Source organism: Duganella sp. FT27W (assembly GCF_009295655.1).
Classification (GTDB): domain Bacteria; phylum Pseudomonadota; class Gammaproteobacteria; order Burkholderiales; family Burkholderiaceae_D; genus Rugamonas; species Rugamonas zoogloeoides.
This window is the reverse complement of record NZ_WHIV01000005.1, coordinates 557,999-572,234: the sequence shown is the minus strand read 5'-3', so window position 1 is coordinate 572,234 and position 14,236 is coordinate 557,999. Positions and strand designations below refer to the sequence as shown.

The 14,236-nt window shown below is 62.6% G+C and carries 17 protein-coding genes; 6 read left to right on the top strand and 11 right to left on the bottom strand.

Annotated elements, in window-relative coordinates:
- Window positions 1–35 precede the first annotated feature (35 nt).
- Entirely contained in the window at window positions 36–797 is a 762-nt protein-coding gene (ugpQ, locus tag F8197_RS24445) for a glycerophosphodiester phosphodiesterase (protein ID WP_152884247.1), read from the bottom strand.
- A gap of 106 nt (window positions 798–903) precedes the next feature.
- Between ugpQ and F8197_RS24440 the strand changes: the two genes are divergently transcribed.
- Window positions 904–2,133: a CaiB/BaiF CoA-transferase family protein gene (locus F8197_RS24440; protein ID WP_152884245.1), complete on the top strand. Its 1,230-nt coding sequence runs from the start codon at window positions 904–906 to the stop codon at window positions 2,131–2,133.
- An 8-nt stretch (window positions 2,134–2,141) separates the two neighbouring features.
- On the opposite strand, the gene F8197_RS24435 is transcribed toward F8197_RS24440, so the two are convergent.
- The 4 genes from F8197_RS24435 to F8197_RS24420 all read right to left on the bottom strand — a co-directional run bounded on the left by F8197_RS24435 (window position 2,142) and on the right by F8197_RS24420 (window position 4,442).
- On the bottom strand, window positions 2,142–2,435 hold the full coding sequence (locus tag F8197_RS24435) for a type II toxin-antitoxin system HicB family antitoxin (protein ID WP_152884243.1): 294 nt from the start codon (window positions 2,433–2,435) through the stop codon (window positions 2,142–2,144).
- A gap of 21 nt (window positions 2,436–2,456) precedes the next feature.
- Entirely contained in the window at window positions 2,457–2,633 is a 177-nt protein-coding gene (locus tag F8197_RS24430) for a type II toxin-antitoxin system HicA family toxin (RefSeq protein WP_152884241.1), read from the bottom strand.
- Between the two features lie 79 nt (window positions 2,634–2,712).
- Window positions 2,713–3,063, bottom strand: a complete 351-nt coding sequence (locus F8197_RS24425; protein ID WP_152884240.1) for a hypothetical protein — start codon at window positions 3,061–3,063, stop codon at window positions 2,713–2,715.
- Window positions 3,064–3,191: 128 nt separating this feature from the next.
- On the bottom strand, window positions 3,192–4,442 hold the full coding sequence (locus F8197_RS24420) for an MFS transporter (RefSeq protein ID WP_152884238.1): 1,251 nt from the start codon (window positions 4,440–4,442) through the stop codon (window positions 3,192–3,194).
- A 104-nt stretch (window positions 4,443–4,546) separates the two neighbouring features.
- On the opposite strand from F8197_RS24420, the gene F8197_RS24415 reads away from it, so the two are divergent.
- Complete coding sequence (locus F8197_RS24415; RefSeq protein WP_152884236.1) at window positions 4,547–5,449, top strand: LysR substrate-binding domain-containing protein; 903 nt, start codon at window positions 4,547–4,549, stop codon at window positions 5,447–5,449.
- A gap of 22 nt (window positions 5,450–5,471) precedes the next feature.
- Here the strand turns inward: F8197_RS24415 and F8197_RS24410 are convergent, their stop codons facing one another.
- The 4 genes from F8197_RS24410 to F8197_RS24395 are packed head-to-tail and all read right to left on the bottom strand — an operon-like array spanning window position 5,472 to window position 7,983.
- Entirely contained in the window at window positions 5,472–6,362 is an 891-nt protein-coding gene (locus F8197_RS24410) for a hypothetical protein (protein WP_152884234.1), read from the bottom strand.
- A gap of 14 nt (window positions 6,363–6,376) precedes the next feature.
- Complete coding sequence (locus F8197_RS24405; RefSeq protein WP_152884232.1) at window positions 6,377–7,153, bottom strand: hypothetical protein; 777 nt, start codon at window positions 7,151–7,153, stop codon at window positions 6,377–6,379.
- Between the two features lie 3 nt (window positions 7,154–7,156).
- The gene (locus tag F8197_RS24400; RefSeq protein WP_152884230.1) at window positions 7,157–7,657 is read right to left on the bottom strand and encodes a hypothetical protein; all 501 of its coding nucleotides are present in this window, start codon (window positions 7,655–7,657) and stop codon (window positions 7,157–7,159) included.
- A 32-nt stretch (window positions 7,658–7,689) separates the two neighbouring features.
- Window positions 7,690–7,983, bottom strand: a complete 294-nt coding sequence (locus F8197_RS24395; RefSeq protein ID WP_056137364.1) for a DnaJ domain-containing protein — start codon at window positions 7,981–7,983, stop codon at window positions 7,690–7,692.
- A 173-nt stretch (window positions 7,984–8,156) separates the two neighbouring features.
- Here F8197_RS24395 and F8197_RS24390 point away from each other — a divergent pair, with 173 nt between their 5' ends.
- The 4 genes from F8197_RS24390 (at window position 8,157) to F8197_RS24375 (ending at window position 12,746) form a co-directional block, all read left to right on the top strand.
- The gene (locus F8197_RS24390; protein WP_152884228.1) at window positions 8,157–9,923 is read left to right on the top strand and encodes a glutamine--tRNA ligase/YqeY domain fusion protein; all 1,767 of its coding nucleotides are present in this window, start codon (window positions 8,157–8,159) and stop codon (window positions 9,921–9,923) included.
- 139 nt (window positions 9,924–10,062) lie between these two features.
- Window positions 10,063–11,916, top strand: a complete 1,854-nt coding sequence (locus F8197_RS24385) for a CHASE domain-containing protein (RefSeq protein ID WP_152884227.1) — start codon at window positions 10,063–10,065, stop codon at window positions 11,914–11,916.
- 65 nt (window positions 11,917–11,981) lie between these two features.
- Window positions 11,982–12,500 (top strand): glycine-rich domain-containing protein-like, encoded by a 519-nt coding sequence (locus F8197_RS24380; protein WP_193333556.1) that lies wholly within the window; start codon window positions 11,982–11,984, stop codon window positions 12,498–12,500.
- 54 nt (window positions 12,501–12,554) lie between these two features.
- Window positions 12,555–12,746 (top strand): hypothetical protein, encoded by a 192-nt coding sequence (locus tag F8197_RS24375; protein ID WP_019921687.1) that lies wholly within the window; start codon window positions 12,555–12,557, stop codon window positions 12,744–12,746.
- A gap of 71 nt (window positions 12,747–12,817) precedes the next feature.
- On the opposite strand, the gene F8197_RS24370 is transcribed toward F8197_RS24375, so the two are convergent.
- Both F8197_RS24370 and F8197_RS24365 read right to left on the bottom strand, forming a co-directional pair.
- The gene (locus F8197_RS24370; protein WP_019921686.1) at window positions 12,818–13,057 is read right to left on the bottom strand and encodes a hypothetical protein; all 240 of its coding nucleotides are present in this window, start codon (window positions 13,055–13,057) and stop codon (window positions 12,818–12,820) included.
- A 289-nt stretch (window positions 13,058–13,346) separates the two neighbouring features.
- Window positions 13,347–14,228 carry an SDR family oxidoreductase gene (locus tag F8197_RS24365; RefSeq protein ID WP_152884225.1) on the bottom strand — a complete coding sequence of 294 codons (882 nt, stop codon included), beginning with the start codon at window positions 14,226–14,228 and terminating at the stop codon, window positions 13,347–13,349.
- Window positions 14,229–14,236: the final 8 nt, after the last annotated feature.

The window sequence follows — 14,236 nt, the reverse complement described above, 5'->3', positions numbered from 1 at the left end:
GTTGATTATATATGACCTCCACGTTCACATGGATTCTAGCGGCCTTGTAAAGCGGATGGGCCGATCAAATCTATTCGATCGGTACAAAATCCATCCACGCCCCACAACAGGATTTCCCTGGCGCGGTCGGGATCGTTGACGGTGTAGCAAAACAGGCCGTATCCGGCAGCCTTGATGGTCGCGGCCAGTTCCCGGGTCAAATGCTTGTGGTTGGTGTTGATGGACACGGCTTGCAGCGCCCTGGCCTGCTCTTGCCAGTCGGCCGGAATGCGGTCGAGCAAATACGCGCGCGGCACCTCGGACGCGCTATCGCGGGCGGCGACCAGGGCCTCGAAGCTGAACGAGGACAGCAATGGCACATGGGCCATGTCGCCTGCTGCGATCTCGTCGGCATAGGCGTCGCGCGTCACCCGCGCCACCCAGGCGCCGGTAGCAGCTTCAAAACCGTCGGCAGGCTTGATTTCCACGTTCATCCAGATGCCCTGCTCCTTGCAGTAATCGATGAACTGGGTGTAGTACGGTACCGGCTCGCCCTTGAACTGGGCGCTGTGCCAGCTGCCCGCATCCAGCGCCGCCAGGTCGCGCGCCAGGGTGCGCGCTACCGCTCCGGGTCCGGCCACGGTGCGGCCGAAATCGGGGTCGTGCATGACCATGCCGATACCGTCTTTCGACAGCATCACATCGAACTCGACAGCGCGGAAGCCGTAAGCGAGACCGGCGCGCAAGCCGGCTACCGTATTTTCCGGCGCCAGGATGCCACCGCCGCGATGCGCAACAATTTTAGGATATGGCCACATGATGCCGAATTAGTGATGGAATTGGGAGGGACGGAACCACGACACTATCACGATCCCGGCACAGACACTACACTGGCGGGCGAGACTTCCCACAAGAGAGATAAAGATGACTTTACCGAAAGCGCTGGGCCATATCCGCGTGCTGGACCTGAGCCGCGTGCTGGCCGGCCCGTGGTGCTCGCAAAACCTGGCCGACCTGGGCGCCGACGTGATCAAGATCGAGCGCCCCGGCAACGGCGACGACACCCGCGCCTGGGGCCCGCCCTACGCCAAAGATGCCGAAGGCAACGACACCACCGAAGCAGCTTATTACATGGCCGCCAATCGCGGCAAGCGCTCGGTGACGATCGACATTGCCAGTCCCGAAGGCCAGGCCCTGCTGCGCGAACTGGTGCAGCACTGCGACGTGGTCCTGGAAAACTACAAGGTGGGCCAGCTGAAACGCTACGGCCTCGATTACGATTCACTGAAGGCCATCAAGCCCGATATCGTTTACTGCTCGGTGACCGGCTTCGGCCAGGACGGACCGTACGCGCACCGCGCCGGCTACGACTTTCTGATCCAGGGCATGGGCGGCCTGATGTCGGTCACCGGCGAACGCGACGACCTGCCCGGCGGCGGCCCGCAAAAGGCCGGCGTGGCGCTGACCGACCTGATGACAGGCATGTACGCCACCATCGCCATCCTGGCGGCATTGACCCACCGCGACCGCAGCGGCGCAGGCCAGTACATCGACATGGCGTTGCTCGACGTGCAGGTGGCCATGCTGGCCAATATGGGCAGCAACTACCTCAACAGCGGCAAGCCGCCCAAGCGCTGGGGCAATGCGCATCCGAACATCGTGCCGTACCAGACCTTCGCGTGTGCCGACGGCTACATCATCGTCGCCACCGGCAACGACGGCCAGTACCAGAAATTCGTGGAAACGGGCGGCCGCGCCGACCTGGCCTTGCACGAGCGCTATGCCACCAATCCGTTGCGCGTTAAACACCGCGAAGAACTGGTGCCGCTGCTGGCCGAGATGGTGTTACGCCAGAGCCGCGACTTCTGGATCGAGCAACTGGAAGCAGTGGGCGTACCGTGCGGCCCGATCAACAACCTCGACGACGTGTACAGCAATCCGCAAGTGCTGGCGCGCGGCATCGTCACCGAAGTGCCGCACCCGACCGCCGGCACTGTCAAACTGGTACGCAACCCGATGCGCCTATCCGCCTCGCCAGCGGACAACGCCGTCGCGCCGCCATTGCTGGGCCAGCACACTAACGACATCGTGCGCGATTTACTGGGCCACAGCGACGACGAGATTGCCGCGCTGCGGGCCAAGGGAGTGCTGTGAGCGACGGCTCAAGCCTGGAACGCCCCCAACCCCTGCCGCCCCAGCGCAGCATTCAACGACCGGACCCGCTCGGCCAGTTCCGCTGGCAAGGCAACCAGCCGCTGGCCGAATTGGGGACGTGAAGGCGCAGGTACTTGCCGGCGGTCCTCGAAATAAAAGTCGAGCGCGGTGACCAACGCGTCCTCGGCCATGCAGATGGCTTCGGATTCCGTATCGCCCTGGGTGATGGCCTCCGGGATATCGGGAAAAGTAACAACGTAACCGCCCGAGGGATCGGGGGAAAAGACAGCGGGATATTGCATGGCAACCTCCTTGATGGAACGTTAGCTGAGCTTCAGTTTTTTCTTGACCGCGTCAACTAAAGCCTGTTTGAGCTCTTTGGACGGGTGGCGCGGCAGTATGGTTTGTTCGCCGTTGGCGTAGAGTTTCAAGTGCTTCGAGCCTTGTTTAACGTGCACGCCGCGCTGCGTGAGCCAGCGCAGGAATTCGCTTTGCTTCATGGTCTCTCTCCGAATATAGTCGGTTTTTCTCGCCCGCTCAAGCAAGCAGAGCGGTCCCTGGACTGGGGCGTCCAGCCGACTATTGCAAATCCCGTTTCAGCTCCTGGATCTGGCTGGCCATATGACTGACCGCGCCGCGAATCTGGGCCGATAGTTGCGGGATGTTGGTGCAGACGCGGCGGGCGCGTTCGGCGGAGGTGGTCATGTCGGTGACCAGCTTGCGGATGCGGGCCTGGTCGCCCGATTGCAGTACTTCGCGCGCGGTGTCGCCCAGGCGGTCAACGCGCTGGATGCTGTCGCGCAGTTCACTGGGCAGGTGTTGTTCGGCCGAGCTGGCCTCGGAAGCCTGGCCGATCGCTTGTTCGACCAGGTGGAAACGGCGTTGAAGATTGTCGCTGCGAGCGCTGGTACGGTCGTTGGTGGGCTGCATGGTGTCACCTCCAGAAAGTGCGGAATGAAGAGGGAACGAACGACGTTCCCACCTTGATTCGACACTGGCTGCGGCCGACAGATTCCGTGCTATTTATTGATGTGGATCAGGGCGCTTCTCGCGGCTTCTTACTTCTCGGCCGCGCCCAACGGCGCCAGGCTGCGCAGGCGTAACGCCACCAGCAAGCCCAGGCCCAGCGCGGCGCCCAGCACCATCACCACGCCCGGCCAGCCACTGCGCTCCCACATCACACCGGTGGCCGAACCGACCACGCTCGAGCCGAGGTAGTAGAAAAACAGGTACAGCGCGGAAGCGAGCGCCTTGTTCGAGAGCGCGCGCCGCCCCACCCAGCTGCTGGCCACCGAGTGCGTGGCGAAAAAGCCGTAGGTGAACAGCGCCACGCCGGCGATGATCAGCGGCAGCCAGTTCGACAGCGTGAGCAGCAGCCCGGTGAGCATCATCGCCATCACCGCCCACAGCACGTGGCGGCGGCCATAGCGGTCGGCCAGCTTGCCCGCCCACACCGAGCTGTAGATGCCGAGCAGGTACAGGAACGACACCGTGCCCACCAGGCTCTGGCTGAGGCCAAACGGCGCCCCCAGCAAGCGATAGGCGATGTAGTTGTACAGGCTGACAAACGCGCCCATCAGCAGGAACGCCAGCGCGAACATCCAGGGCAAACCGGCATCGGTCAGGTGCAGCCTGAAACCGGCCGGCAAGGTGCGCCAGCCGCCGTGCGATGGCGTGAAATGGCGCGAAGGCGGCAGGCTGCGCCAGAATTCCCACGCCGCCATGATGCCGGCCACGCCGACGATGCCGACCGCCAGGCGCCACGAAAAATGGTCGCTGAGCACCGACGTGATCACCCGGCCCGCCATGCCGCCAAACGCGCTGCCGCTGATGTACAAGCCCATCGACAAGCCCAGCGACGTCGGTTCGATCTCCTCGCCAAGATAGGCCATGGCAATCGCCGGCATGCCGCCCAGGGCCACGCCCAGCAAGGCGCGCATGGCCAGCAGTTGGTGGTAGTTGTGGGCAAACGCGCAGAGCACCGTCATCACGGCGGCAATTGCCATGGCGGCCACCATCAGCGGTTTGCGGCCCAGCCGCTCGGAAATCGCGCTGGACACCACCAGCGACACGGCCAATGCGGCAGTCGAGATCGACAATGCCAGACTGCTTTGCGCCGCGCTCAGCGCGAACTCGTGCGACAACAACGGCATCAGCGGCTGCACGCAGTACAGCAGCGCGAAGCACGAAAAGCCGCCGAAGAACATGGCGCGGTTGCTGCGCTTGAAGTCGGCGGTGCCGGCGGCAATGCGCGACGCCGGCTTGGACGGCATGGGCAAAATAGGCGTGGCGGTGGCTGCGGTGGACATGGCGAGAAATCTGAAGCAAAGGTGATAAACCATCTTAGGATTGCACGATACGACTGTCCAATATATATTTAAGTCGTTAGTCATACTTTAAAACGATAACAGCCATGGAACTTCGTCACCTTCGTTACTTCGTCGCTGTTGCCGAGGAACTCAGTTTTACGCGTGCGGCCGAGCGGCTGCACATCGGCCAGCCGCCGCTCAGCCACCAGATCCAGATGCTGGAAGCAGAGGTGGGCGCGCAACTGCTCGAGCGCAGCAAGCGCTGGGTGCGGCTGACGGAGGCGGGCAAGCTGTTTCTCGACGATGCGCGGCGCATCCTGGCGTTATCGCACCAGGCGGTACAAACGGCGCAGCGGGCCGAGCGCGGTGAAGCCGGCGAGTTGCGCGTGGGTTTTACATTTTCCACGCCGCTCACGCCCTTGTTTGCCACCGTGATCAACCGTTACCGCCAGCGCTATCCGGGCGTAACGCTGACCCTGCATGAAATGTCCACGTTCGAGCAACTCGACGCCATCGGCGACCGCCGGCTGGACCTGGGCTTGGTGCGCCCGCCCGAGCAGGCACTGCCCGACAACGTGGACTTGACCGTGCTGCGGCGCGATCCGCTGGTGCTGGTGCTGCCGGTCGAGCATCCGCTGGCGCACAAGCAGGCGATTGCCATCAGCGACCTCAAGGGGTTGCCGCTGGTGATGTTCCCGAAAACGGCCGGCACCGGCATCCATCCGCAGATTTTCCGGCTGTGCAAGGAGGCGGGATTTGTGCCGAACATCGCGGTGGAGGCGGCCGAGGGTTCGACCATCATCGGCCTGGTGGCGGCCGGCAGCGGGATTTCCGTGTTGCCCAGTTCGTTCGAAATTATCCGCATGGGCGGCGTGTGCTACCGGCCGCTGGCCGATCCCGAAGCCAATACGGCGCTGCTGCTGGCGCGGCGCACGGATGAGATTTCGCCGCTGGTGGCGGGGTTTGTGGCGGTGGCGGAGGATGTTGCAGAAGAAGCTGCGGGCTGAGCCGCAGCCTCAACATGGATACTTACGAGTAATCCGCATCAAGCTCGGAACCGGCATAGTTCTCCAGCTCCGCAAACAAGGTTTTCATGGCCGTACGGCCACGGATGTGCTGCAGCACGGTGCAGGTTGCGCGGTAGCTGGCGATGCGGTCGAGCAGCACCGGGTGGTGTTGCACCGGTACTGCAGCGACGAGCGCGGCCCAGCCCTCTTCGAAGTCGGGCTTGTTCTTGCGCACCGATTTGACGAAGCGTTCGAACTCCTTCTGGCCGGTACGCGCCATCACCCTGCCCCCGCCTTCCACCGCGAAAATGATGGCCAGTGCGATCACGCCTTCGGCGTTGAGGTCGGTGTCGGACACCGGGCCTTCGCTGTGGTGACGGCGCAGCCAGTTGGCCAGGCGCACAATCGCCTGCACTTCCTTGCGCTGCTTGAGCATGACCACGTAGCGGTCGCTGCCGTTCCAGTTCTGGTTTGGATCGGTCTGGCACAGGTCGACGAACAGGTCGCGCAGGCGCCTCGCCGCGTACACCGGGTCGGTATCGTACTCGCCGACCAGGGAATCCTCCGGCAAGGCCGACAGCTCCTTGATCAGGCGGAAACCGATCTGGAACGCGTGCTCGGCGCCCTCCTCGATCAACAGGTCGAGGGCATCGAGGTCCGGGTCGTCGCTGTCGAGTTCAGCTTCGGGCAGCGCATGATCGAGGCCCAGCGATACCGCGCCCACCGTCAGCTGCAACGCCTTCTGGATGCCGTCGGCGGTGCGGTCGTTGGTGAACTTTTCGGCCACCATGGCGGTGATGCCGGTCAGTTCATCGGCCAGCGTGTAGGCGGCGTCATCATCGGGCTCGGCAGCCAGTTTCTGGATCGCGCGCGTCAGGCGCGGCAGGTTTTCTTTGACGATTGCTGGCAGCATGGGTCAGCGTTCCATCACGAGAAAATGCCGGTGCCGACGCTGCGGCGCGACGCCTTGACCACGCGCGTGGACGGCACTTGCTTGCGCAGGCGGTACAGCAGTTCCTTGGTCGAGCGTTGCAGGAAGTTCTGCTCTTCGTCCGGGTCGTCGTTGAACTCGGCGTCGGCCAGGTCGGCGCTGTGGCGGAACTCGGGGAACAGCTCGAACAAGGCGCGGTCCCAGCCGTCTTCCGAGGCCTGTGCCAGCGCGATCGCCAGCGGGACAACGTCGTTGTCGGACGAAGTTTGGCCGGTCAGGTACGGGCCCTTGGCGATGATCTCGCCGGCCACTTCGAGGATTTCCTTGGGCGCCATCGAGAACAAGATCGCGAACATGGTCGCACCATGGTCGGGGGCCGAGGCGGCCGCCAGCAGCTCGTTGCGGCGCTCTTCGTCGTCGGTGGCAAACACCACGCCGTGGACGTGGGCGAACAGCGACTCGGCGATGCGCTCGGGATCGTCCTCGATCTGGTCATCGGGCCAGGTAGCGGCGATAAAGGCCAGGCTGTCGGCCCAGGCCTTGGGCGGCACCAGCAAGGTGGCCAGCGACATCTTGCCGCCGTCAAAGCCGGCCATGTGCAGCGCGGTTACTTGCGGAGGGATGTTGGACAGCACTTCCACCACGGCCAGGTCGCCGTACTGGTCGGCGGCATCGGCAAACGCCTGCTCGGCATGGCCCAGGGAGCCGGCCAGCACCAACTCGGTCACTTGCTTGCTCAGCGCTGGCAGATTGCGGGTTTGGTCGTCGGCCATGGTTTAATCTCCATCCTTGTCGAACATTTGGGCAAAATCGTCGGTCGCGTTGTCTTCGTCTTCGATATCGTCGCCATCGTCGTTGGCCGACAATTGTTCCAGCGACTGGTCGTCGTCGTCCCACTTGCGCGGGTTTTTAAACAGGAAGGCGGTGATGATGGCCTGGCGCGCCAGGTCGGGCAGGTTTTCCTGCAGCGCCGCGTACATGCGGCCGGCTGCCTCGCCCTTGCACGACGCCATGGCGAACACGCGCGCGGCATCGCCGAACTCGTAGTCGCCCGCTTCGGCCAGCAGGCCTTTCGGGTCGGAAAACTCCAGGTAGTCGACCAGCGCGAAGGCCAGCATGTTGACGTCCTCGATGCCGCCGCCGGTGGCGTACTCGTCCACCAGTGCGTCGATCATGCGCTGGTAGTTCTTGCGGTCGGGCGGGTCGCCCAAGATGCCGTCGATCTGGCCTTCGAGTTCGCGCGACTGGTAGGCGAACTCCGGGTGTACTTTTCTCATGTTCCTGCTTTCGTGATGATGTGGAGGGCGTTTCAGGCAGCGGGCAACGTGGTGCCATGCAGGCTGAACAGGGAACGCCACAGCTGGTAAGCCTCGGCCTCGGCATCGATGATGATGCGGTGGTTCACGCTCTGGTTGTATTCCTCGCGCTTGACCGGGTCCGACAGGATCTCGTACGCCTTGGTGATGGCCTTGAAGCGCGCTTCGGCGCCGGGCGCCTGGTTGCGGTCCGGGTGAAAACGCATCGCCAGCGAGCGGTAGATCTTCTTGATCTCGTCCTCGGTGGCGTTCGGCGCGATTCCCAGCGTGTTGTAGTGATTTTCCATTTGGGAAACTCCGAAACAAAATAGATGAACCAAAGGCGAATTATACCTGTCGCGCCACACCCGCCCCCGGATTCGCCGCTGACCACCCATCGCAATGCAGCATTTCCCCTCGGCGCGCACGGGGGATACGGTAAAATGGTCTTTACACGAACTTCTCCAAGTCAATCTTTCAGATGAGCAACGATAAAAAAAGCGCGGCGCCAGAACTCCCTTCGAACTTCCTGCGGGCCATCATCGACCACGACCAGGCGGCCGGCACCTATGTGCGCGACGATCTGCCCACGGTGATTACCCGTTTCCCGCCGGAACCCAACGGCTACCTGCACGTGGGTCACGCCAAATCGATCTGCCTGAACTTCGGCCTGGCGCGCGACTACCAGGGCCGCTGCAATCTGCGCTTCGACGACACCAACCCGGCCAAGGAAGAGCAGGAATACGTCGATACCATCATCGACAGCGTCAAGTGGCTGGGCTTTAACTACGACTACCCTGCAGCCGATGGCGGCGTGGAACACCACCTGCACTACGCTTCCGACTATTTCGACCAGCTGTACGAAATGGCCGAGTACCTGATCGAAGAAGGCCACGCGTACGTGGACAGCCAGTCGGCAGACGATATGGCGGCCAATCGCGGCAATTTCAATACGCCGGGCGTCAATTCGCCGTTCCGCAACCGTCCCGTGGACGAATCGCTGCAAATCTTCCGCGACATGAAAGCGGGCAAATACGCCGACGGCGAGCACATCCTGCGCGCCAAGATCAGCGAAGATGCGATGTCGTCGCCCAACATGAATATGCGCGATCCGGCCATCTACCGCATCCGTCATGCGCACCACGTGCGTACCGGTGACGCCTGGTGCATCTACCCGATGTACGATTACACGCACCCGATCTCGGACGCGCTGGAAAACATCACCCATTCGATCTGCACGCTGGAATTCCAGGACCACCGCCCGTTCTACGACTGGCTGCTGGAAACCTTGTCCAGGGGGGGCTTCTTCAAGCTGCCGGTGCCGCGCCAGTACGAGTTCTCGCGCCTGAACCTCACCTACGTGGTGACATCCAAGCGCAAGCTGCGCCAGCTGGTGGACGAACACATCGTCGATGGCTGGGACGATCCGCGCATGCCCACCATTGTCGGCCTGCGCCGCCGCGGTTACACGCCCGAAGCGATCCACCTGTTCTGCGAGCGCATCGGCGTCACCAAGTCCGACGGCTGGATCGACATGAGCACGCTGGAAGGCTGCCTGCGCGAGGATCTCGATCCGAAAGCGCCGCGCGCCACTGCCGTGCTGCGTCCGTTGAAACTGATCATCGACAACTACCCGGAAGGCCAGAGCGAGGAATGCACGTCGCCGGTCCACCCGCACCACCCGGAAATGGGCGTGCGCACGTTCCCGATCACGCGCGAACTGTGGATCGAGGCAGAAGATTTCATGGAAGTGCCGAGCAAGGGTTATTTCCGCTACTACCCGCCGATCGACGACAAGCCGGGCAGCCGCGTGCGCCTGCGCCATGGTTATGTGACCGAGTGCACCGGGTACGACAAGGATGAACACGGCAACGTGGTGGCCGTGCACGTGAATTATTTCCCGGATTCGAAATCGGGCACGCCCGGCTCCGATAACTACAAGGTCAAGGGCAATATCCACTGGGTGTCCGCCGCGACCGCGTTACCGGCCGAAGTGAGGCTGTTCGAACGCCTGTTTACCGATCCGCATCCCGATGCCGGCGGCAAGGACTTCAAGGAAGTGCTCAATCCGAACGCCAAGGAAGTGATCACCGCCTACCTCGAGCCAGGCATGAGCGCGGCGCTGCCCGACCAGCGCTACCAGTTCGAGCGCCACGGTTATTTCGTGGCCGATCGCGTCGATTCGCAACCGGGCAAACCGGTGTTTAACCGCATCGTCACGCTCAAGGACAGCTTCGTGGCCAAGTAAGCGATGCCCACGACAAGCCGGCGCCCTCCAGCAGGAGGCGCCGGTTTTTTTACATCCATAAATTTACTTGACTTGCAGATCGAATATTTTTTATAGTCAATAATCTATGGACTGGCGGGGCGTCTGAAAGGCAGTGGCAATGGGGCGATTACTCGCGCAACGGCAGTGGTTCTCACCGTCGAAGCCGGTGTGGTGGGCGGGCATCCTGCTCTCGCTGGGCGTGGGTGCGCTGTGCTACGTGGCAGCCGACCGCGCGGTCGAATACGACGGCAACGCCCGCTTTATGCACCAGGCGCGCAATGCCCAATATCACATCAGCTCGTACATCGATTCCTACACCAATGTCCTGCGCGCCACGGCCAGTTTTTTTGATGCCAGCGACAACGTCACGCCCGCCGATTTCCACCGCTTCGTGAGCGGACTGCAGCTGCCATCGCACTACCCTGCCCTCGACGGCATCAACTACTCCCCCTACCTCACCGACGATGCCCGCGACGCCTTCGAGCGCGCCGCACGCCACAGCGGCGATGGCACGGCCAACGGCTACCCCGATTTCGACATCCGCCCGCGCGAACGCCGGCCCGATTACTCGGTCATCACGATGATCGAGCCAATTGCCACGTTCCGCGACCGGGTGGGCCTGAACATCGCCGCCCGTCCCGCCGTGGCCGCGTCGCTGGCGCGCGCGCGCGATACGGGCGAAGTGAGCACGTCGGGCCAGTTGATTGAAATGAACAGCCTGGGCAAGGGCGGCGGCGGCATGGCAATCCGGCTGGCCGTGTACCGGCGCGGCATGCCGCGCGCGACGGTCGAACAGCGCCGCGCCAATTTTATCGGCTCGGTGGGCATCGGCTTCAGCGTACCGCGCCTGGTCCAACTGGCCATGGAACAAATGCAGGTGCGCGACGTGCGGCTGCGCCTGTACGACGGCGGCAGCGCCAGCGCCCCGGTGCCGCGCGCGACCCTGCTATTCGACAGCCAGCCGCACGGCAAGGATGAGCGCACCGCGCAACTGTACTCGGTGGTGCTGCCGCTCGACTTCCACGGCCGCCAGTGGCAAACCCTGTTCAGCGCACCGAAGCGCGCATGGTCGAGCCGCTTCGACCTGTTCCTGCCGTGGCTGGCATTGGGCACCGGTTTTATCGGCACCCTGATGTTTTACCTGCTGTTCCACACGCTGTCCTCGTCGCGCCTGCGCGCCATCAAGATGGCCAAGGAAATGACCAGGGAATTGCGCGACAGCCAGGCCAGGCTGCAGCAGTCACACCACAAGCTGCGCCGCCTGGCAGCCCATGCCGACCAGATCAAGGAACAGGAACGCAAGCGCATCGCGCGCGAAATCCACGACGACCTCGGACAAAACCTGCTGGTGCTGCGCATCGAGGCCGACCTGCTGGCCACCCGCACCCGCCATCGCCACCCGCGCCTGCACGCGCGCGCCATGGGCACGCTGCACCAGATCGACAGCACCATCAAGAGCGTGCGCCACATCATCAACGACTTGCGGCCTACCGTGCTGGACCTGGGGTTGAACGCGGCGGTCGAATGGCAAATCGCCCAGTTCCGCACGCGCTCGGGCATGGTGTGCGAGCTCATCGAGCATCAACAGGATATCCGCGTGGACGACCGCTGCGCGACCGCGTTTTTCCGCATCCTGCAAGAGTCGCTCAGCAATATCGCCCAGCATGCCCGCGCCAGCGTGGTGCGGGTGGAGCTGGCCGAGGCGGACAATATGCTGACCATGACCATTACCGACAACGGCGTGGGCCTGCGCGCCAACAGCCGCAACAAGGTGGGATCGTTCGGCCTGGTCGGCATCGAAGAGCGCATCATCCTGCTGGGCGGCACCTGCACCATCGAGGGCGGCGCCAACGGCGGCACCGTGGTATCGATCGCGGTCCCGCTGGGACGCGAATCGCCGGCAGGCACTCGCGCTACGGAGAAATCTCACCGCGTTAGGAGTTTCCTTACGGCCATTGATAAAAATCAATAGGCATTGCTTCGGCATGGGCAAAATCGACTTGTTGCCATTTTCCTCAACCCAAGCAAAGGAACGTCATGAATGCCATCGCCGCGCTGGACCTGGAGCCGATCAAAGTCAAACTGATGCACAACAAATCCGGCGAAGGCTGGACGCTCGAACGCGCCAACGCGGTCGAGCTTGAATATCGCCGGTTTCTGACCCTGATGAAAAAATTCCCCGACGAGCAAACCTCGCCGCTGGTCGATGTCGATACCTTTTGGCATTACCACATCCTCGACACGAGGAAATACGCCGCCGATTGCCAGTCCGTGTTCGGCTACTTCCTGCACCACTTCCCGTACATCGGCATGCGCGGTGAAGAAGATGCCGCCACCCTTGAGCGCATCGGCAATCGCATGAAGGAGTTGTACGAGGAGGAATTCGGCATTGCCTACGGCAGTGTCGCCGCCAATCCTGGCGCCGCCTATTGCGGCGCCACGACGATACAGGCCGGGCAGTACGCCTATTGCGGCTGGACGCCGGGGGCGTATCGCGGCGGCGCAACCGCGTCGCTGGCTTCGCCGCTGTACACCGAACGGCCACGCCTGAGCTGACATCTGCCAAATAAAGTGGCATACTCTGGATTCAATCGATGTTGGGAGCCCACCATGGCCGTCAATTCCGTCGCATCCAGTAACGTTAATATCCAGACCACGCCACCGCCGCGCCAGGCGGAACCGGTCGCGCGCCAGGCCGAGCCAGTGGCCCCGCCACCGCAACAACAGCAGCAACCGCCACCGCAGCCGATGGTCAACACCAGCGGCCAACGGCTCGGCAGCATGATTAATACAACTGCCTAGTCACTGCCCAGCCAAGCAAAACGGCGCGTCCCCGCAAGGGTGACGCGCCGTTTTATTGAGCGGTGGGCAAATTAATTTGCCATCATCTCGCGCAGTTCGCGAATGCTGAAATCGCTGATTTCATGCATGCGGATCAGGATGGTCGCACCGATCGGCAGCGTGTTGTGGCGGATCTTGCTGATCACGGGTGGCGCCACTTCCAGCGCGCGCGACAGAGCTGCATCGTTTTTCAGTTGCAGTTTTTCAATGATCGCATCGAGGACGCGGTTAGGGTTGTAGGTTGGGGAGGAGGTGATTTCTTTAATGGACATGATATTTAGCAGGTTCGGGGTCGCCCGTTGGAGGAAAGCGACACATTGACTAATAAAATTATCGGTGCAGTTAGAGAAACCATGCGCTCACGATAGCCGCCGATCCCGCTACTACACATCTTTGTTATTTAACGGATAAGCAGAATTACACTCTCCGTGACAATGTGTGAGATTCTAACCCGATTTCTTGTGCTAGATCAAAAAAGAATTGTAAAAAAAGGTATAGAACCCTGTAATGTTAACCTGAGGCTGCTTCAATTGCAGAAATGCAACGCATCTTTACAAAAATTTACAAGGTTGCCAACAAAGATGCCACGGTGGCATGCCGTAGCCGCACGCCCAACTCCCGCTTGATACGACCATTGGCCAGCCGGCGCGACTCGGACATGAACGACAACAGCGCCGGCGTGACCACCTGCTGCAATTGCGCACGCGGCAACCGTGGCGGCCGCGCCAGGCCCAGCGCATCGGCCACGGCGTCGAAATAATCGGCCATCTTCATATTGCTGTCATCCACCGCATGGTAGAGCCGGTTGGGCTTGCCGTACCGCAGCGCGCGGACGATGATGGCAGCCAGGTCGTCGGCATGGATGTGGTTGGTATACACGTCGTGCTCGGCGATCAGCGCTGGCGTGCCCTGCTCCAGGCGCTTGCGCGGCAGCCGTTCGGCGCCATAGATGCCGGGCACGCGCAGGATGGACAGCGTCGAATCGCTGCGCACGGCCCAGCGCCGCAACACACCTTCGGCATCCACCCGCCGCGTGGCGCGCGGATTGCGCGGCGCCACCGGCCGGGTCTCGTCGAACAGGGCGCCGCCACAATCGCCATAGACGCCCGTGGTGCTCACATAAACCAGTCGGGCGTGCTCAGGTAAAATGGCGGTGAGATTGCGCGTGCGGCGGTCCAGCGGCCCCTCGCCCTGCGGCGGCGCCAGGTGCACGATGGTCGATGCCAGGCCAGCCAGGCGGCGCAGGCTGGGCGGCTGGTCGAGATCGGCAACGATGGGCACGGCGCCCAGCGCCCGCAGTTCGGCGCAGCGATCAAGGCTGCTGGTGGTGGCAAACACGCGATAGTGGCCGCGCAACAGCGGCAGCAGGCGCTTGCCGACGTCGCCGCAGCCCACGATCAGCAGGCGCGGCAGGTTGAATGTAGAACGATTAGGGTTTTTCATCTGAAGGA